Source organism: Blautia faecicola (genome assembly GCF_004123145.1).
Taxonomy (GTDB): domain Bacteria; phylum Bacillota; class Clostridia; order Lachnospirales; family Lachnospiraceae; genus Oliverpabstia; species Oliverpabstia faecicola.
Map to the genome: position 1 here is coordinate 1,143,327 of NZ_SDKC01000001.1, position 19,738 is coordinate 1,163,064.

Here is a 19,738-nt window from a genome sequence, read left to right on the forward strand (position 1 = left end):
AATGGGAAAAGCGACAGGATTTTTGGAATATGAAAGAAAAAACGCAGCAGTAGAGGAACCTTTGAAACGAATCCGTCATTTTAACGAATTCCGTACTCCACTGCCGTTAGAGGAACAGCAGAAACAGGGAGCGCGCTGTATGGAGTGCGGCGTTCCTTTCTGCCAGAACGGAGCCATGTTAGCTGGCATGGCTTCCGGCTGCCCGCTGCACAATCTGGTACCGGAGACGAATGATCTGGTATACAGTGGCAACTGGAAACAGGCATATGAGAGACTCTCGAAGACACACAGTTTTCCGGAATTTACCAGCCGTGTCTGCCCTGCACTCTGCGAGGCAGCCTGTACCTGTAATCTGAACGGAAAACCGGTATCTACAAAGGAAAATGAGCGCGCGATCATCGAACATGCTTACGAGATGGGCTGGGTACAGCCACAGACTCCGAAGATCCGTACCGGAAAGAAAGTGGCGGTAATAGGAAGTGGTCCTTCCGGACTGGCAGCTGCGCAGCAGTTAAACCGCAGAGGACACAGTGTGACCGTTTTCGAACGCCATGACCGGATCGGTGGACTGCTCCGTTATGGTATTCCTAACATGAAGCTGGATAAAAAGATTCTGGATCGCAGAATCGAGCTGATGAAAGCCGAAGGCGTGGAATTTAAGACCGGTGTGGATGTGGGAAAAGACATTACCGCAGAAGAACTGAAAAAACAGTTTGACCGGGTGATCCTGGCATGCGGAGCTTCCAACCCCAGGGATATCAATGTACCGGGAAGAGAGAGCGGCAATATTTACTTTGCAGTGGAATATCTTTCTTCTGTGACCAAGAGCCTGCTGGATTCAGGATTTGCAGATGGAAAGGCAATCTCTGCAAAAGGAAAACACGTGTTAGTCATCGGTGGTGGCGATACCGGTAACGACTGTGTGGGAACCGCTGTCCGCCAGGGAGCAAAATCCGTCACACAGCTGGAGATGATGCCAAAACCGTCCGTGGAGCGACTGCCATCCAACCCGTGGCCGGAGTGGCCGAAGGTACTGAAAACCGATTACGGTCAGGAAGAAGCTATCGCAGTCTTCGGTCAGGATCCGCGAATCTATAAAACAACGGTAAAAGAATTCCAGAAAGACAAAAACGGAAACGTGAAAAAAGCAGTGATTGTCAGCCTGGAGCCTAAAAAAGATGAAAAGAGCGGACGTATGATGATGGTTCCCGTTGAGGGAAGCGAGAAAGTTATAGATGCGCAGCTGGTACTGATCGCAGCCGGTTTCCTGGGAAGCCAGAAATACGTCACTGATGCCTTCAAGACCGATCTGAATCCGAGAACTAATGTTCTGACAAAACCGGACGAATACGAAACCAGCGTTCCGGGTGTTTTCACAGCCGGCGATATGCACCGCGGTCAGTCCCTGGTAGTCTGGGCAATCCGGGAAGGAAGAGAGGCAGCAAGAGAAGTGGATAAGTCTTTGATGGGTTATACAAACCTCTAAGCAGCTTGGTGCGGAGCAAGCCGTAGGCATATACCGATAAAATTTCGACAGAAGTATTGACAAGAGAAAGTCCGATTGCTATAATACGGAACATAAAAGGCAAGGGCGTCTTATCCGGAGGGGAACTCTGGATAAGGTCGCCCTTTTTGGTTTGTAAAAAATCATCCTGAGGAGCGGCAAGAAGCCAAAAGCCTGAGAAACGGTAACAAAGTCGTAAGAAAAAGGAGAACAACATATATGGAGAATTATAGTAAATCGGAGATTCTGCAAATGGTGGAAGAAGAGGACGTCGAATTCATCCGCCTGCAGTTTACAGATATGTTTGGTGTATTAAAGAATGTGGCGATCCCGAGCAGCAGACTGATCAAAGCCATGGAGAACCGCTGTACCATTGATACCGCATCTCTGGATGGATTTACCGGGGAAGAAGAAAATGACCTGTATCTGAAACCGGATCTGAGTACTTTTTCGATTCTGCCGTGGAGACCCCAGCAGGGAAAAGTAGCACGTTTCCTCTGTGATGTGTGCAGAGAGGACGGAACAGAGATCGAGGACAGTCCGAGATCGATCCTGAAAAAAGTAGTAAAAAAAGCACAGGAAAAAGGATACACGCTGCGGGTGAATCCGGAATGTGAATTTTTCCTGTTCCACACCGATGATAACGGAATGCCGACAACGCTGACGCATGAAAAAGCCGGTTATCTTGATACCTCACCGATCGATCTTGGAGAAAATACGAGAAGAGATATCATTCTTACATTAGAAGAGATGGGATATGAGATCGATTCCTCCCATCATGAGATTTCCCCGGCACAGCATGAGATTGACTTTACTTATGAAAATGCAACGGAGACCGCAGACAAGATTATGACATTCAAGATGGCAGTCCGCACGATCGCAAAACGCTATGGTCTGCATGCAACCTTTATGCCGAAGCCGCGGGCGGAAGTCAACGGTTCCGGGATGCACCTGAATATGCGTCTGATGAAAGATGGAAAAAATGTATTTAAAGGAGAGGACGGAACATTAAGTGCGGAGGGCGAAGCATTTCTTGCCGGCATCCTGCATCACATCCAGGGCATGACCGCAGTGATGAATCCTCTGGTCAATTCCTACAAACGACTGGTTCCGGGATTTGAAGCACCATCGGAGGTCACCTGGTCGAGAACACAGAGAAATGCACTGGTACATGTGAGAAAAGAGCGCGGCGGAGAAGTCAATCTGGAACTTCGTAGTCCGGATTCCGCATCCAATCCGTATCTGGTATTTGCCCTGTGTCTGGCAGCCGGTATGGAAGGAATTGAAAATGGCATGAAAACTCCGGAAGAACTGACCAAAGACATCCGGAAGCTGAATGAAGAAGAAAAAAATCTTCTCGGCATTCAGATGCTGCCGGAAAATCTCGGCGAAGCGATCCAGGCGATGGGACAGGATCCGCTGGTTTTCGAGGTTCTCGGAGAAACATATCGGAAAGGGTATATGAAAGCCAAACGGAAAGAATGGAAAGATTATCTGGCACAGGTTTCCGAATGGGAACTGAACCGATATCTGTATCGCGTATAGATAAGGGAGGCAGCTGATGAGTGTGGTGGTAATCGTCTTACCAAAACTGGAAGACGCAAAGAAAATCCGTAAGATCCTGATGGGACATGGATTTCCTCAGGTATTTGCTTACGCTACCGCTTCCGCTGCTCTTTCGGAGATCAGGGAACATGAGTCGGGAATGGTGATCAGCGGGTATCATCTGAAAGATATGTATTATACGGAACTCGCGGACAGCCTTCCCCCTCACTTCGAACTGGTACTTCTGGGATCTGCCAGTACCGTCAGTGCGGCAGACACCGGAATCTTATCTCTTACCACACCGTTAAAGGTCTACGATCTGGTCAATACCGCAGAGATGGTACTGCACCAGATGGAACGGATGGCAAAGAAAGCCAGAAAACCGAAACGGCGCAGTGAACGGGAAGAAAATTATATAAAAAATGCGAAAGTACTTTTAATGGAACGTAATCATCTGAGTGAAGAGGAGGCTCATCGCTATATTCAAAAAAGCAGCATGGATAATGGAACCAACATGGTAGAGACAGCACAGATGATCCTGACCTTACTGTTTGAAGAAGGCTGACGGAAATTGCATGAAAAGGAGAATGTGATATGGAATTCATTACAGGATTAAAACAACAGGAAGAAGCAGAATTAGAAGATCTGCTGAAAGCAGAGGAAGGAACAACGATTATTCTGGAAGGGGCAGTGCACAGCATCCGTGATATGGGTGAAATCGCATTTGTGATTTTGAGAAAAAGGGAAGGACTGATCCAGACCGTATGGGAAGAAGGAAAGACAGATCTGGAACTTTCTGAGATCAGAGAGGGAGATTACATCCATGTGACCGGTCAGATCAAAGACGAAGAGCGTGCTCCCCATGGGAAAGAAGTACGGCTGTCCACCATCCGTCACCTGTCTCACGTATCCTGTCCATTGCCACTTCCCATTGACAAATGGAAATTAAACACTTCTCTGGAAGCAAAATTAGACCGTCGCTCCCTTTCTTTGAGAAATATCAGAGAACGGGCAAGATTCCGTATTCAGGAAGGAATCGTTCGAGGCTTCCGTGATTTCCTCTATGAGCAGGGATTTACCGAGATCCACACACCAAAGATCGGTGCGAAGAGTGCCGAGGGTGGCGCGAATATGTTCCGGCTTTCTTATTTTCATCGACCGGCTGTTCTGCAGCAGAGCCCGCAGTTATATAAACAGATGATGGTCGGTGTCTTCGACCGTGTCTTTGAAACCGGTCCGGTGTTTCGTGCAGAAAAACATAACACCAGAAGACATCTGAACGAATACACCAGTCTGGACTTTGAGATGGGATATATCCACAGTTTCCTTGATATCTGTGCGATGGAAACCGGCTTCCTGCAGTATACGATGAACCTGCTGGAAAAAGAGTACAGCAAAGAGTTGAAACTTCTGAACATCACACTGCCGGATGTGGAAAAGATCCCTTATGTCCGCTTTGATGAAGCGAAACGTCTGGTTTCCGAAAAATACAACAGAAAGATCAGAAACCCCTTCGACCTGGAACCGGAAGAAGAGGAACTGATTGGAAAATATTTTAAAGAAGAATACAATGCGGATTTTGTATTTGTCACACACTATCCGAGTAAAAAACGTCCGTTCTATGCGATGGATGATCCGGAAGATACCCGTTATACCTTAAGTTTTGACCTTCTGTATCATGGCCTTGAGATCACCACCGGCGGACAGCGTATCCACGATCTGAACATGCTGGAAGAAAAGATCGAGGCAAAAGGCATGACAGAGGAAGGACTGGAACAGTATCTGGATGCGTTTCGCTTCGGTATGCCGCCGCACGGTGGACTGGGTATCGGTCTGGAACGACTGACGATGCAGTTACTGGGAGAAGATAATGTAAGAGAAGCCTGCTTGTTCCCGAGAGATATGAGCAGACTGGAGCCGTAGGACGGCAGAAAGGAGTCAGGGAATGAGCGAGAGAAAAATAGATGAAGCAACCATGGATAACGTAGAGATTCTGGCAAAACTGGCACTGACGCCACAAGAGAGACAAAAAGCCATGGATGAGATGGAAAAAATACTGACCTATGTGGAAAAGTTAAATGAACTGGATACGGATCAGGCAGAACCACTGGTACACATCTTACCGAATGTCAATGTATTCCGGGAAGATGAAGTGACCAACGGGGATGGAAGAAAGGATTCACTGGCCAACGCACCAAAGGCCAAGGAAGACCAGTACATCGTACCAAAGACCGTATAGCAGGAGGAAAAAGCAATGGAAGAAATCTTACAGATGTCTGCGCTGGAACTGTCAAAACAGATCCGGCACGGCTCCGTCAGTGTAAAAGAAGCAGTGGAAGCCTGCAAAAAACAGATACAAAAGTCAGAGTCCCAGGTACATGCCTATGTTTCCATGGATGAAAAGATTCTGGCTCATCGGATCAAAGAAGTAGAAGAAGGAATCAAAAGCGGCAGATACACCGGTCCGCTGGCAGGTGTACCGGTTGCCGTGAAAGATAATATCTGTACCAGAGGACAGAAAACCACCTGTTCTTCAAAAATGCTTGAAAACTTTGTGCCGACCTATGATGCACAGGCAGTGAAGCAGTTAGAAGATGCCGGAATGGTTATCCTCGGAAAAACCAATATGGATGAATTCGCCATGGGAAGTACGACAGAGACTTCCGCATTCGGCGTTACCAGAAATCCCTGGAATCCGGAGCATGTACCGGGTGGCTCTTCCGGCGGTTCCTGCGCAGCTGTGGCAGCGGGAGAAGCGGTGATGGCACTCGGTTCCGATACCGGTGGTTCCATCCGTCAGCCGGCAGCTTACTGTGGCGTGACCGGATTGAAACCGAGCTACGGAAGAGTATCCCGTTATGGACTGATCGCTTACGCATCCTCTCTGGATCAGATCGGACCGATTGGTAAAAATGTAAAAGACTGTGCAGCCCTTTTTGAGATCATCGCAGGACATGACAGCAAAGACAGCACCAGCGCCGATGTACCGGTGGAATCTTATGATAGCCTGGTATCCGGCGGATTAAGCGGTATGCGTATCGGTATTCCGAAAGAATATCTGGCAGAAGGTTGCGACGAAGAGGTGAAAAAGGCACTGGCAGATGCCGTTCATACCTTGAGTAAAAACGGTGCTGTAGTAGAATTCTTCTCCCTCGGAATGGTGGATTATGTAATTCCGGCATATTATATCATTGCCTGCGCGGAAGCAAGCTCCAACCTGGAGCGTTTCGACGGTGTAAAATACGGCTACCGTACCCCGGATGCGACAGAACTGCATGAAATGTACAAAAAGAGCCGTGCAGAAGGCTTCGGTGAGGAAGTAAAACGAAGAATCCTTCTGGGATCTTTCGTACTGAGCGCCGGTTACTACGACGCCTATTATATGAAAGCACTGCGCGCAAAGGGTCTGATCAAGAAGGAATTCGACAAAGCATTCCAGAAATATGATTGTATCCTGGCTCCGGCTTCTCCGACCACTGCCCCGAAGATCGGCACCAGTTTAAGTGATCCGCTGCAGATGTACCTGAGCGATATCTACACTGTGGCCGTGAACCTGGCTGGTCTTCCGGCCGTCAGCCTTCCGTGCGGTATGGACAGCAAGGGACTGCCGATCGGTATGCAGCTGATCGGTGACTGCTTCCAGGAAAAGAAGATACTCCGGGCAGCAGCCGCTTACGAACAGCTGCGGGGAGAATTTTCCAAAGCCTGGGCAAAGGAGGAAAAATAAATGGCAAAACAGTATGAAACCGTGATCGGTCTGGAAGTTCACGTAGAACTTGCCACGGCAACGAAAATCTTTTGCGGATGCTCCACAAAGTTTGGTGCAGCACCAAATACCCATACCTGCCCGGTTTGTACCGGTATGCCAGGATCCCTCCCGGTATTGAACAAAAAAGTAGTGGAATATGCACTGGCACTTGGCATGGCAGCAAACTGTGAGATCAACCGGTACTGCCGGTTCGACCGGAAGAACTATTTCTACCCGGACAACCCGCAAAACTACCAGATTTCCCAGTTATACCTGCCGATCTGCCACGACGGACATCTCGAGATCACGACAGAAAACGGCAAGAAAACCATCCGGATCCACGAGATGCATATGGAAGAGGATGCCGGAAAGCTGATCCATGATGAATGGGAAGACTGCTCTCTGGTAGACTATAACCGAAGCGGTGTCCCGCTGATCGAGATCGTATCCGAGCCGGATATGCGTACCGCAGAAGAAGTTATCGCCTATCTGGAAAAACTGCGTATGATCTGTCAGTATCTTGGTATTTCCGACTGTAAACTGCAGGAAGGTTCCATGCGTGCCGACGTCAACCTCTCCGTAAGAGAAGTCGGAAGTGACCATATGGGAACCCGTACCGAGATGAAGAACCTGAACTCTTTCAAAGCGATCACACACGCGATCGAGGGCGAGAGAGAACGTCAGATCGAACTGCTGGAAGAAGGAAAAGAAGTCATTCAGGAGACCCGACGCTGGGACGACAACAAAGAATCCTCCCATGCCATGCGTTCCAAGGAAGATGCCAAAGATTACCGTTATTTCCCGGATCCGGATCTGCAGCCGATGCAGATCCCGACCGAATGGATGGAACAGATCCGAAGCCGTCAGCCGGAATTTCAGGAAGAACGCGCAGCCCGATACGAAGAACAGTATGGTCTTCCGGCATATGATGCCTCTATTCTGACGCAGACCAAACATATGGCAGATATGTTTGAACAGACCGCCGATCTGTGCGGAAATCCGAAAAAAACAGCCAACTGGCTGATGGGAGAGGGACTGCGCCTGCTGAAAGAAAAAGGAATGGAAGCCGAAGATATGGACTTTACCCCGAAACACCTGGCAGACCTGATCCGGGCGGTCGAAGGAGGAAAGATTAACCAGGCCAACGCCAAGAAAGTATTTGCGAAAATTCTCGAAGACGATGTGGAACCACTGGCATACATGGAAAAAGAAGGACTTCTGATGGTATCTGACAGCGGCGCCATCGAAGGAGCCGTTGACCAGGTACTTGCGGAGAATCCGAAGACCGTGGAAGAATTCCACAGTGGAAAAGAAAAAGTCCTTGGTTTCCTGGTTGGTCAGGTCATGAAAAAGATGCGTGGAAAAGCAGATCCGGGAATGGTCAACGAACTGCTTCGGAAGAAACTTTAAATCCATAGATCAGGAATCGTGTTTGAAAAAATATTTATTTGATTTGTAATATATTTGCGGAAAAATTTTTCAAACACGCTCTAATATAGAACCATAAAGAAAAATGCGTAAGGAAAGGAAACCAATATCATGCCAAAATTAAATGAAAACTATCTGCAGTTGAAAGACAGCTATCTCTTCTCAGAGATCGCACACCGTACAGCAGCCTACACCGAGAAACATCCGGACAAACCGGTAATCCGTCTGGGTATCGGTGATGTTACCCGTCCATTGTGCGAATGCGCCATCAAAGCTCTTCATGAAAGTGTTGATGAGATGGGACAGGCAGCGACTTTCAAAGGTTACGGCCCGGAACAGGGATATGCCAAGACCAGAGATGCCATCGCCGCTTATTATAAAAGAAATGGTGTAGATGTGGATGCAGATGCGATCTTTATCTCTGACGGAGCCAAAAGCGATACCGGAAACATCACTGAGCTTTTCGGTCACGACAATGTGATCCTGATCCCGGATCCGGTCTACCCGGTATATGTGGATTCCAATACCATGTGCGGAAATAAAGTGACGTATATCAGCGGTAATGCAGATAACGATTTCCTTCCGATGCCGGACCACAGCCAGCATGTAGATGTCATCTACATCTGCTCCCCGAACAACCCTACCGGAGCATGCTATAACTATGAACAACTGAAAGAATGGGTAGACTACGCACTGGAAAACGAAGCCGTGATCCTGTACGATTCCGCATATGAAGCCTTCATCTCCGATCCGGAACTGCCAAGAAGCATCTATGCTATTGAAGGGGCCAGAAAATGCGCTATCGAGTTCTGCTCCCTGTCCAAAACCGCCGGTTTCACCGGAACCCGCTGCGGCTACACCGTAGTTCCGAAAGAACTGGTATTTACCTCCTCCGACGGAAGAGAAATGTCCCTGAACACAATGTGGAATCGCCGTCAGAGCACCAAATACAACGGAACCTCCTACATCGTACAGAACGCGGCAGCAGCTATATTCTCAGAAGAAGGAATCAAAGAATGCCAGGAAAACCTGAACTACTACAAAAAGAATGCCAAAGTCATCGCAGACACTCTGACAGAACTTCAGATCCCGTTCTACGGTGGTATCCACTCCCCATACATCTGGTTCGAGTGCCCGAACGGCATGGACTCCTGGACCTGCTTCGACTACTTACTTGAAAACATCCAGGTTGTAGGAACCCCGGGTGCCGGATTTGGCGAAAACGGCAAAAACTACTTCCGCCTGACATCCTTCGGAACCTACGAATCCACTGTAGAAGCCATGAACCGCTTTAAAAAACTCTTCGCGAAATAAACCAACCTAAAGAGCAGAGGGGTGGAAGAGGAAAAGCAGAAACAGGCTCCTGTAATAAAAACTATCAGAAATTTTGTTTCTGAGGGAAATTGTAGAAGGATGGGATCGTTTGTTATGTATCAATCAATTAGTAGTTGTAAAAAAAGAAAATAAAAACATAGAAAATATAAAAATAATCTAAGCCTTATCACCTGAGATTAAAAAAAGTACAGCATTCTACACTTACAATCACCTTGAAGGAACATACAACCGTAGCATCCAGTCTCAGCCCAAACCCAGCAGAGGAAGACGGAACGGGTAGGGGAAAGCGAAGGGACACTTTGTGGGCGCTTAGAGCAAGCTTTGAGATCCAGCATTTACGCAGACTTTCGCGAGGGTCAGCCGACCCTCGTGAACATAGTCGGAGTTAATGCTTAGCTCAAAGTTGCTCTGCCCACGTCCCTCGCTTCCCCTGCCCGTTCCGTCTTCCTCTGCGTCCGCCTTGCCCGTTCCGTCTTGTATACAACTTTGCTCTTCATCCGTTTGCACAATACCCATTTACACCATTACGTTACCATGCTATAATTAACCGAAAAACATAAAAATTAAAACCAACATGAAGGGGGAAACAAACATGTCAGGAACAATCTGGGCCTTAGTCCCGCCCATCGTGGCGATCGCCCTGGCCTTATGGACCAAAGAAGTCTATTTATCACTACTCATCGGAATTCTGTCGGGAGCGCTGCTCTTTACAAAATTCCACATCCTTGCCGCCACCCAGACCATGATAGAAGTCATGAACTGGAAAATCGGTGACAACGTGAACATTCTGCTCTTCCTGGTATTCCTTGGAATCATCGTAGCCCTGATCACAAAATCAGGCGCTTCTCAATCCTATGGAGACTGGGCATCCAGAAAAATCAAATCCCAGAGAGGTGCACTGTTCTCAACCATGCTCCTCGGCGTAGTCATCTTTGTGGACGACTACTTCAACTGCCTGACCGTGGGAACTGTTATGCGCCCGGTCACAGACAAATACAAAGTAAGCCGCGCAAAACTGGCTTACATCATCGACGCCACAGCAGCACCGGTCTGTATCATCGCACCGATCTCAAGCTGGGCGGCAGCAGTAGGATCCTCCCTGCCGGATGACTGCGCAATCGACGGATTTTCCTTATTTTTAAGAACCATTCCGTTCAATCTGTATGCGATCCTGACCATCATTTTCATGATCATCCTGATCGGTAAGAATTTTGATTACGGTGCGATGGCAAAATACCATGCAGATCTGATAGGAAAAAAAGAAGAAACCGCGGACGGAGACGAAGAAATCAAAATTATTGGCAACGGAAAAGTCATCGACCTGATTCTGCCGATCATCGTACTGATCGTTCTTTGTATCAGCGCGATGCTGTATACCGGCGGTATCCTTGACGGAGCAGGAGTAGCCACAGCATTTGCAGACTGTGATTCCTCACTGAGTCTGGTACTGGGTTCCTTCTTTACCCTGGTATTTATCTTCTTCTTTTATCTGCTCCGTAAGATCATTACCTTCAGCCAGTTCTGCGAAAGCTTTGTACAGGGATTCAAAGCCATGACACCGGCAATCATGATCCTGTCACTGGCATGGACGCTGTCCGGTATCTGCTCCGCGGATTACCTGGCACTTGGAAACTTCGTAGGAAATGTGGTAAGCGGAAACGCTGTCATCGGTGTACTGCTTCCGGCACTGTTCTTCGCAGTAGCGATCGGACTTTCCTTCTCTACAGGAACATCCTGGGGAACTTTCGGTATCATGATCCCGATCGTAACAGCCGTGATCAATACCAACAACGTGTCCTTACTGGCACTGAACGTGGCAGCCGTACTGGCTGGTGCTGTATGCGGAGACCATATTTCTCCGATCTCAGATACCACCATCCTGGCATCCGCAGGTGCACAGTGTAACCATATTAATCATGTGTCCACACAGATTCCGTATGCTATGACGGTAGCAGGCTGCTGCCTGGCCGGATATCTGGTCGGCGGATTCACTGGAAACGGCTGGCTGGCTCTGATCGTAGGACTGGTGCTGGAACTGATCGTACTGGCAATGCTGATCAAAAAATGTGGAAAAGTAAATCTGGAGTAAACGACATATGAATAACAACCAGAATCAAAATCGATCCACTGGACCGATTATTGATATACAAGGCAACGAGACAACCGGGCGCATGATGCGTCCGGTTGCTTATATAAAAAGTGATTTTACAAGCAAATTCGGAATCCCCAGGCAGAGCGGTCTGACAGACCTTGAAGCCGAGATCCATTTTTATCCGGAATATCAGAACCCGGAGGCTGTGAGAGGACTGGAAGAATACTCCCACCTCTGGCTGATCTGGGAATTTTCCCGGTCCATCCGAAAAGAATGGTCCCCAACCGTGCGTCCGCCAAAACTGGGAGGAAACACAAGAGTCGGCGTCTTTGCCACCCGATCCCCGTTTCGCCCCAATCCGATCGGACTTTCCAGTGTGCAACTGACAGACATTGCTCTGGATCCTCACGAAGGCCCGGTCATTCATATCCAGGGCGCTGATCTTCTGGACGGAACCCCGATCTACGACATCAAACCCTACATCCCCTATGCCGACAGCCACCCGGAAGCCCGGGGAAGCTTCGCAACTGCTCATCGCGACGACCACCTTCAGGTACAATTCCCGCCGGAACTCCTGAACAAAGTTCCGCAATCAAAACAAAAACCCCTGATCCAGATCCTGTCTCTGGATCCCCGCCCCGCCTATCAGCAGGATCCCGAAAGAATCTACGGATTCCCCTTCGCCGGTCTGGAAATCAAGTTCCGCGTAGAAGAAGAAACCCTGTATGTATGCGAGGTAAATGAAGGAGAAAAAAAATAATGGAAGAAATCATCAGAAACTATTTTGCCTGCTGGCTGAACAAAGACGCGAAACCCCTGACCGATATATTTGCAGACAACATCATCTACAGCGAATGTTACGGTCCGGAATATCGGGGAATCCGGCAGATCCAACAGTGGTTTTATGACTGGAACCAAAAAGGAACTGTAGAAAAATGGGACATCAAACAGATCTACATCTGTCAGAACACAGCAATCGTTGAGTGGTATTTCCAGTGCGACTACTGCGACACTCCGGGAGCCTTTGACGGTGTAACCATCGCACAGTTCGATGAAAACAAAAAAATATACAATCTCAAAGAATTCGAGTCCAAATGCGAACACAAATATCCATACGGAATAACCCAGAATAACTTTTAAAATAAGATTAAGATTTGTTCAGAAATGAATCAGAAAAGAGAGATAAACAATAGTTATCATTCGCAATCACACCTGAAAATCAGCCAAGCGTCAGAAGTGGAAGGGCGGACACGGCGGAACAGACAGCCTTTTGCTGGTGCTTTTAGCAAAGATGAGATCCAGTCCTTAGAAGAACTTGACAGTGAGCGGCTCTCCGCGAACTGGCATTATAGTTCTTCTTAGGACTTAGCTCGGATTTGCGTTACCAGCGGCTGTCTGTTCCGCCGTGTCCGCCTTTCCACTTCGTCCGTTTTGAACACTCCTCTTGCTTTCCGATAAGAAACCAGTATAATAAAAGAAGCAAAACAAAAAAGGAGATTCCTATGAAAAAACTACAACGCATCCTGGCTATCCTCGGCGTAGTCCTCTTGCTGGCTCTCTACGCCTCCACTATGATCTTTGCCCTCTCAGGAAGTGAAAACTCCCTTGGCTGGTTCAAAGCCTCTATTGCAGCAACGATCATCGTACCGGTATTATTGTATGCCTACATGATGATCTACCGTTATCTGAAAAACAGAAACAAATAAAGTGAAAAATAATACACAGAAAAGAGGAAAGAGAAACATGATAAAAAATATCGTTTTTGATGTCGGGCAGGTTCTGATGTCTTATACTCCGGAAAACTATCTGAAGAACCTTGGATTTTCAGAAAAAACAGTAGAGACTCTGCGTAAGGTGATCTTTGAAAGTACGCTGTGGGAAGCATCTGACCGCGGGATACTTTCAACAGAAGAAATCTGGAATGGCTTTCGAAAAAATGCACCGGGATTTGAAAAAGAAGTGCAGATGGTATATGACAATCTTGGTGATGTGGTGGAACTGATGCCATACGTCGAAGGCTGGATAAAAAACCTGAAAGAACAGGGATACCATCTTTATATCCTGTCTAACTATGCGGAGCATACGTATCAGCTGTCCAGCCACAAGATGAAATTTCTGCCCTACATGGACGGAACATTGTTTTCTTATGTTTATAAAATGGCAAAACCGGATCGAGAGATTTATGAAAAACTCTGCACGATGTATCAACTCAATCCTAGGGAAACCGTATTCTTTGATGACCGGGAAGACAACATCGCAGGAGCCGGAGCCTGTGGGATCCACGGCATTCTGTTTCAGAACCATGAACAGGCAAAAAAAGACCTGGAAACGTTGCTGAAAAGAGAAAATGGAAAGTAAAATGAAATAACATAACATGTATTTTATAAAGATACTCCTTCAGCTTACATAACAAAAATTTTAGAAAAAATTCAGATGCCGATCCTTGTAATACTCAGGAAAGTAGTATACAGTAAACATGTTGACAAAACGACATCTGGAATAAAGATGTTGAATACCGGAAAAATTAAAAAAGCGGGCAGATGGAAAGGCGGGAAACAATATCATGTTAGATTATAAAATCATGTATGTCAGTCACACGGGAAACACCCAGCGGCTGGCAGTTTGTATTTATCAGAGTTTACAACAGCTTGGTAACGGAGATATCGAGGAAATCAACTGCAATACGGAACCTGGGAAAAGCCCTCTTTTGTATGTGGGATTTTGTGTGGAAAAAGGAGACTGCCCCATCGAAGTGCAGGAACTTCTGAAAAAAGTACATAACAGTCAGATCGCACTGTTTGGAACCTGCGGATTCGGGCAGAGTCAGGAATACTATGACAGAATTGTGGAAAATGTAAAACAGTGGATTCCGAAAGACAACAGCTGTCTGGGGGCTTTTCTCTGCATGGGAAAGATGCCGATGCAGGTACGAAAACGTTATGAAGTCATGGAAGAGAATCCGGAGCAGAGAGAAAAAGCACAGATGCTGATCCGAAACTTTGATAAAGCGTTGCTGCACCCGGACGATGCAGATATACAGAATGCAGTTGCATTTGCCAGGGAAGCATGGGAAAAAGCAGAAAGCTGCACAGATATGTGAGAAAGAGCTGAGAATGTGGTGACAGTAAAAAAAGAACGGGGAGAAAACAATGAATAACTGGAGAGACAAACTATATCGATTTATGCAGGGCAGGTACGGAAGAATAGATGAACTGGGAAGATTTCTGATGTATCTGCTGTTCGGACTTCTGCTCGTATCCTTCTTTGTGAGAAGTTCAATCTTTTCCCTGCTGATTCTGCTCGTATTGATCTATGATTACTATCGTATTCTTTCCAAAGATATCTCTGCGAGATACCAGGAAAATCAGCATTATATCCAGGCACGTGAAAAAGTAAGAACAAAATGGAACAAACTGACCGGAAGTCACAGAGACAGCACCCATCGAATTTACAAATGTCCGACCTGCGGACAAAAAGTCCGGGTACCAAAAGGAAAAGGAAAAATATCGATTCACTGTCCAAATTGCAACTGTAATTTTATCAAACGCACCTGATTAATTTTATGAAGTGGATGAACAGATCATAAACAGACAAACAAAGAAAAGAGGTGAGGAAGGATGTTTGGCTACGTTACAACCAATATGGAAGAAATGAAGATCAAAGACTACCGGATCTATCATGGATTTTACTGCGGAGTCTGCCAGGATCTAAAAGAAGGTCACGGACAAACTTCCAGGGTTACTCTGACGTATGATGTGACCTTTCTCGGAATTTTGCTGACCGGCCTGTATGAGACGGAAACAAAGCGGGAAGAGCACTTCTGTGCCATGCATCCGTTCAAAAAGCATCTCTGTCTGAGAAACCAGTGGACTGCCTATGCGGCGGATATGAATGTACTGTTGAGTTATTATAATCTGTTAGACGACTGGGAGGACGAGAAAAAACCGGTTCCTCTTATACTTGCATCAGCATTAAAAAAAGACGTAAAACGTTTAAAGGAAAAATATCCGCGGCAGGCGAGAGCAATCGAAACCTATCTGCAAAAGCTGAAAGCATGTGAGCAGGAAGCGAGTACGGATCTTGACAGGGCAGCAGCAGATACGGGAGAGATGCTTGGTGAAATCTATGTCTGGAAAGAAGATGTCTGGGCAGATACAATGCGAAAGATCGGTTGTGCCATGGGAAGATTCATCTACCGGATGGATGCCTATGAGGATCTTGAAAAAGACAGAAAAAAAGGAAACTATAACCCATGGAAGCCGATCGCACAGGAAAAAGACTTTGGTGACCGGGCCAGACAGATTCTGATGATGGAAGCGGCTGAAGCTTCTCGCCAATTTGAAAAACTTCCGATCATAGAATATGTGGACATTTTGCGAAATATATTGTATTCTGGTATCTGGACAAAATATGACAGAATAAAGTCCCGGGAAAAAGAGACGAGGAGAAAATAAGGAATGTTGGATCCATACAGCGTCCTTGGTGTATCGCGAGATGCAAGCATGGACGAAATCAAAAAAGCATACCGGAAGCTAAGCAGAAAATATCATCCGGATGCGAATATCAATAATCCCAATAAAGAGCAGGCGGAAGAGATGTTCAAACAGGTACAGCAGGCTTATGATCAGATCGTGAGGGAACGGGAACAGGGAACTTCTCAAAACTCCTGGTACGGTGGTTATCAGTCCGGAGGGTATCAGACACAGGATGATCAGCGTTCCATGGAGATGCGTGCGGCGGTGAACTACATCAATGCCGGTCATTACCGGGAGGCTTTAAATGTCCTGGAAAGGATGCAGGAAAAAAATGGAGAATGGTATTATTATCATGCCATTGCAAGTGCCGGAGCGGGAAATACAGCAAGTGCTATGGAGGATGCCAGAACAGCGATGGAGATGGAACCGGGCAACCTGATGTATCAGAGACTTTATCAGCAGCTGCAGTCTCAGGGACAGTGGTATCAGAATATGAGTACCGGATACGGCTATCAGAAACCGGGAGAAGGTATGGGAAACTGGTGCTGCCAGTGCCTGTGCATGAATATGCTCTGTCCGGGCTGTTGTTGTATGCCCTGTTAGTATTTTGGTAACTATTCAGTAGCCACTGTCCCGCGAGGTGTTTTGACATGAATATGTCAAAATCCCGAGACATACAAGCCAAAATGTCATCACCGAAGGTTTAAATGCATTTTGGCTCGTAACTGTGAAGGTACTGAACAGTTACGTATTTTGTAAAAATCTATATGAGGGAGAAAGATGAATGAAGGAACGAGAAAAATTAAAGTCGCGTATGGGATTTATCCTGATATCTGCCGGATGTGCCATCGGAATCGGTAATGTCTGGAAATTTCCTTATATTGCAGGAAAAGGCGGCGGCGGTGCGTTTGTACTGTGTTACCTGATCTTTCTGGTGATTCTGGGACTGCCGGTTATGACTATGGAGTTTGCCGTTGGCAGAGCCAGCCAGAAAAGTCCGGTAAAAGCTTATCAGGCATTGGAAAAACCGGGGCAGAAATGGCATATTCACGGCTACATCACCGTGATTGGCTGTTATCTGCTGATGATGTTTTATACAACTGTATCAGGATGGATGCTGCACTATTTTTATCTGACAGCAACCGGTAAGTTTGCAGGACTTGATGCAGATCAGGTCGGCGGAGTATTTAATGAGATGTTGTCGCAGCCGCTTGTTATGGCGTTCTGGATGATCGTTGTAGTGGCCATTGGTATCTTTGTATGTTCCAGAGGGCTGCAGAATGGTCTGGAGAAAATCACAAAAGTAATGATGATTGCACTGCTTGCCATCATGGTAGTGCTGGCGATCAACAGTATCATGATGGACGGAGCGGCAGAAGGTCTGAAGTTTTATCTGATTCCGGACTTTGGAAGAATGAAAGAACTGGGCATCGGCTATACCATTGTAACGGCGATGAATCAGGCATTCTTTACCCTGAGCCTTGGTATCGGAGCTATGGCGATCTTCGGAAGCTATATCGGAAAGGAAAGATCACTGCTTGGGGAATCTGCAAATATTGCGATTCTGGATACATTTGTGGCAATCGTATCCGGTCTGATCATTTTTCCGGCATGCTTTACCTTCGGAGTAAGTCCGACATCCGGACCGAGCCTGATCTTTATTACCCTGCCGAATATCTTCAACCATATTCCGATGGGAAGACTGTGGGGAAGTTTGTTCTTTATTTTTATGACCTTTGCGGCATTCTCTACAGTACTGGCAGTTTTTGAAAATATTATATCCTGTGTGATGGAACTGACCGGATGGAGCAGAAAAAAGAGCAGTCTTGTGAATCTGTTTGGGATTATCCTCTTGTCATTGCCATGTGTTCTGGGATATAATGTATGGAGCTGGGATGGATTTTCCATCTTTGGCGGTGCAGTATTAGACCTGGAAGATTTTCTGGTAAGTAACATTTTACTGCCATTGGGATCTCTGGTATATCTGCTGTTTTGTACCAGCCGTTACGGATGGGGCTGGAAAAACTTCAAAGCAGAAGCCAACACAGGAAAAGGTTTCAAGATGCAGGAGTGGATGCGTGTGTATCTGTCTTACATCCTGCCGCTGATGATCTTATTTATCTTTGGTTATGGCATCTATGACAAATTCTTTGCTTAAAACAAACAGAGGTATTAGCGAATAGATGTGAAGGAAACCCCTTAGTAACGGAACAAAAGGAACGTTACTAAGGGGTTTTTCGTGTTACGAGGAAGGAAAAATATCTGGCGCAAAGACGGGGAGGTGATGCGGGATGCAGAGTGTGGAGATGATTCCATTCGGACTTCTGGCAGGATTTGTCGATGACAAAGAAGTGAGGATCACGGAGATTTCCACAGAAAGCTTTTGCTTTCGGGTAAGAGAACAGGTGGAAAGACCGCGGCATATACGGATCGGATTCTATGATTTATCTGAAAGCATGTACCGGGAAGTGGAGTTAGAAAGTTATCATTTCATGGAAAAAAGGCAGGAGCAGTGGTATGTAAGTTATACCGTCGAGGTGTTCCAGCAAGATTATGTACAGGCAGTACAGAAACTTTTCCGGAAATACACCGGATATATCCGGGCACGGCTTGAGGGAACGGACGGAGAGATGGCGCAGATCGTCTGCAACTATCCGGCGGATCAGGACGAGATCCATGCGGAGAGCATGGAAGAGCAGAAAGCCATCTGGTTTTCCGGTGCACGGATCCAGCCGGTGGTACAGGGCATGGAACTCGCTCTGGAACTTGACCGGAACACATGGTATGACCTGTATCAACGAAATCCAATAGAAAGATTTGCCGAGCAGTACTGGAAAGAAAATGGAATCGACGGCTGGGAAGAGTATAAAACAATCCCCGATCGCCTGTATATCGGCAATGCATTCTGCCATCTGTTATTTCCGAAAGAAGAGCAGCTGTTTGCCCTGATGGAAAAGGCAATTGTGGAAAATGTGGAAATCACCCTGGTATTCCCCTGTATGCGGGAGTTTCAGGTGGAAGAGCGGGGAAAACTCTTAAAAAAAGTGGACAACTGGTGTGAAAAACGGCAGACCAGGGTGGAAATTCTCGTCAATGACTGGGGAATGACAGCACTGGTGAAAGAGAGCGGGAAGCATCTGGAACCCTGTCTCGGAGTCCTTCTGAACAAGCAGAAAAAGGATCCGCGGATGCGCTATAAAAAAGGCAGTACCCGCGGACTGGGAGAAAGTAATCTGCAGGCGGATTTTTATCGGACGTTTTTAAAGGATACATACGGGATCACCCGCTATGAGTGGGAAAGCTGTGGGTATCCGCAGGTATTTCCACAGGGAAAGAACAGCCTGCATCTGCCATATTACCAGACCAATACTTCCCAGTACTGCCCGTTGTATGCGAGCTGTACTGAGGGCGAGCGGGGAAAACAGAGGTTGCCGGAGCACTGTCCGGGATACTGTGAACAGTATGCGTATCTTTACCCGGAACATCTGCATATGGCAGGAAGGTACAATTCTCTGTTCGGGCTGGATGCGGAACTTGTAAAAAATCCGGAAAAGCTGAAAGCATATCAACAGGCAGGCATCGACCGTCTGGTGATCGGACTGTAGGAGGGC

The 19,738-nt window shown here is 46.9% G+C and carries 19 protein-coding genes; all 19 read left to right on the forward strand.

The window, feature by feature from the left end; translation table 11 throughout:
- Position 1: 1 nt before the first annotated feature.
- Positions 2 to 1,486: a glutamate synthase subunit beta gene (locus tag ETP43_RS05105; protein WP_129257260.1), complete on the forward strand. Its 1,485-nt coding sequence runs from the start codon at positions 2 to 4 to the stop codon at positions 1,484 to 1,486.
- A gap of 237 nt (positions 1,487 to 1,723) precedes the next feature.
- Positions 1,724 to 3,049, forward strand: coding sequence for a type I glutamate--ammonia ligase (gene glnA, locus ETP43_RS05110; RefSeq protein WP_129257261.1), 1,326 nt, complete (start codon positions 1,724 to 1,726; stop codon positions 3,047 to 3,049).
- A gap of 16 nt (positions 3,050 to 3,065) precedes the next feature.
- Positions 3,066 to 3,614 carry an ANTAR domain-containing response regulator gene (locus ETP43_RS05115; protein WP_106491054.1) on the forward strand — a complete coding sequence of 183 codons (549 nt, stop codon included), beginning with the start codon at positions 3,066 to 3,068 and terminating at the stop codon, positions 3,612 to 3,614.
- A gap of 29 nt (positions 3,615 to 3,643) precedes the next feature.
- Complete coding sequence (gene aspS / locus ETP43_RS05120) at positions 3,644 to 4,972, forward strand: aspartate--tRNA(Asn) ligase (RefSeq protein WP_129257262.1); 1,329 nt, start codon at positions 3,644 to 3,646, stop codon at positions 4,970 to 4,972.
- Positions 4,973 to 4,994: 22 nt separating this feature from the next.
- Positions 4,995 to 5,288, forward strand: coding sequence for an Asp-tRNA(Asn)/Glu-tRNA(Gln) amidotransferase subunit GatC (gene gatC / locus ETP43_RS05125; RefSeq protein WP_129257263.1), 294 nt, complete (start codon positions 4,995 to 4,997; stop codon positions 5,286 to 5,288).
- Positions 5,289 to 5,303: 15 nt separating this feature from the next.
- Positions 5,304 to 6,776, forward strand: a complete 1,473-nt coding sequence (gene gatA, locus ETP43_RS05130; protein ID WP_129257264.1) for an Asp-tRNA(Asn)/Glu-tRNA(Gln) amidotransferase subunit GatA — start codon at positions 5,304 to 5,306, stop codon at positions 6,774 to 6,776.
- Positions 6,777 to 8,207, forward strand: coding sequence for an Asp-tRNA(Asn)/Glu-tRNA(Gln) amidotransferase subunit GatB (gatB, locus tag ETP43_RS05135; RefSeq protein WP_129257265.1), 1,431 nt, complete (start codon positions 6,777 to 6,779; stop codon positions 8,205 to 8,207).
- A 129-nt stretch (positions 8,208 to 8,336) separates the two neighbouring features.
- Positions 8,337 to 9,539, forward strand: a complete 1,203-nt coding sequence (locus ETP43_RS05140; protein WP_129257266.1) for an LL-diaminopimelate aminotransferase — start codon at positions 8,337 to 8,339, stop codon at positions 9,537 to 9,539.
- Between the two features lie 613 nt (positions 9,540 to 10,152).
- Positions 10,153 to 11,649: a Na+/H+ antiporter NhaC family protein gene (locus ETP43_RS05145; protein ID WP_129257267.1), complete on the forward strand. Its 1,497-nt coding sequence runs from the start codon at positions 10,153 to 10,155 to the stop codon at positions 11,647 to 11,649.
- Positions 11,650 to 11,734: 85 nt separating this feature from the next.
- Positions 11,735 to 12,412, forward strand: coding sequence for a tRNA (N6-threonylcarbamoyladenosine(37)-N6)-methyltransferase TrmO (gene tsaA, locus ETP43_RS05150; protein ID WP_334295511.1), 678 nt, complete (start codon positions 11,735 to 11,737; stop codon positions 12,410 to 12,412).
- Positions 12,412 to 12,792, forward strand: coding sequence for a nuclear transport factor 2 family protein (locus tag ETP43_RS05155; protein WP_181951934.1), 381 nt, complete (start codon positions 12,412 to 12,414; stop codon positions 12,790 to 12,792). Before tsaA ends, ETP43_RS05155 begins: the two co-directional genes overlap by 1 nt.
- 362 nt (positions 12,793 to 13,154) lie before the next feature.
- Positions 13,155 to 13,358 carry a hypothetical protein gene (locus ETP43_RS05160; protein WP_129257269.1) on the forward strand — a complete coding sequence of 68 codons (204 nt, stop codon included), beginning with the start codon at positions 13,155 to 13,157 and terminating at the stop codon, positions 13,356 to 13,358.
- A gap of 37 nt (positions 13,359 to 13,395) precedes the next feature.
- Entirely contained in the window at positions 13,396 to 14,010 is a 615-nt protein-coding gene (locus ETP43_RS05165; protein ID WP_129257270.1) for an HAD family hydrolase, read from the forward strand.
- 205 nt (positions 14,011 to 14,215) lie between these two features.
- On the forward strand, positions 14,216 to 14,752 hold the full coding sequence (gene bilS / locus ETP43_RS05170; RefSeq protein ID WP_129257271.1) for a flavodoxin family protein BilS: 537 nt from the start codon (positions 14,216 to 14,218) through the stop codon (positions 14,750 to 14,752).
- Positions 14,753 to 14,801: 49 nt separating this feature from the next.
- Complete coding sequence (locus ETP43_RS05175; protein ID WP_129257272.1) at positions 14,802 to 15,206, forward strand: hypothetical protein; 405 nt, start codon at positions 14,802 to 14,804, stop codon at positions 15,204 to 15,206.
- A 63-nt stretch (positions 15,207 to 15,269) separates the two neighbouring features.
- Positions 15,270 to 16,106 carry a DUF5685 family protein gene (locus ETP43_RS05180; protein WP_129257273.1) on the forward strand — a complete coding sequence of 279 codons (837 nt, stop codon included), beginning with the start codon at positions 15,270 to 15,272 and terminating at the stop codon, positions 16,104 to 16,106.
- A 3-nt stretch (positions 16,107 to 16,109) separates the two neighbouring features.
- The gene (locus ETP43_RS05185; protein ID WP_129257274.1) at positions 16,110 to 16,730 is read left to right on the forward strand and encodes a J domain-containing protein; all 621 of its coding nucleotides are present in this window, start codon (positions 16,110 to 16,112) and stop codon (positions 16,728 to 16,730) included.
- A 181-nt stretch (positions 16,731 to 16,911) separates the two neighbouring features.
- Positions 16,912 to 18,285 carry a sodium-dependent transporter gene (locus ETP43_RS05190; protein ID WP_129257275.1) on the forward strand — a complete coding sequence of 458 codons (1,374 nt, stop codon included), beginning with the start codon at positions 16,912 to 16,914 and terminating at the stop codon, positions 18,283 to 18,285.
- 133 nt (positions 18,286 to 18,418) lie between these two features.
- On the forward strand, positions 18,419 to 19,732 hold the full coding sequence (locus tag ETP43_RS05195) for a hypothetical protein (RefSeq protein ID WP_129257276.1): 1,314 nt from the start codon (positions 18,419 to 18,421) through the stop codon (positions 19,730 to 19,732).
- The last annotated feature ends 6 nt before the right edge of the window (positions 19,733 to 19,738 follow it).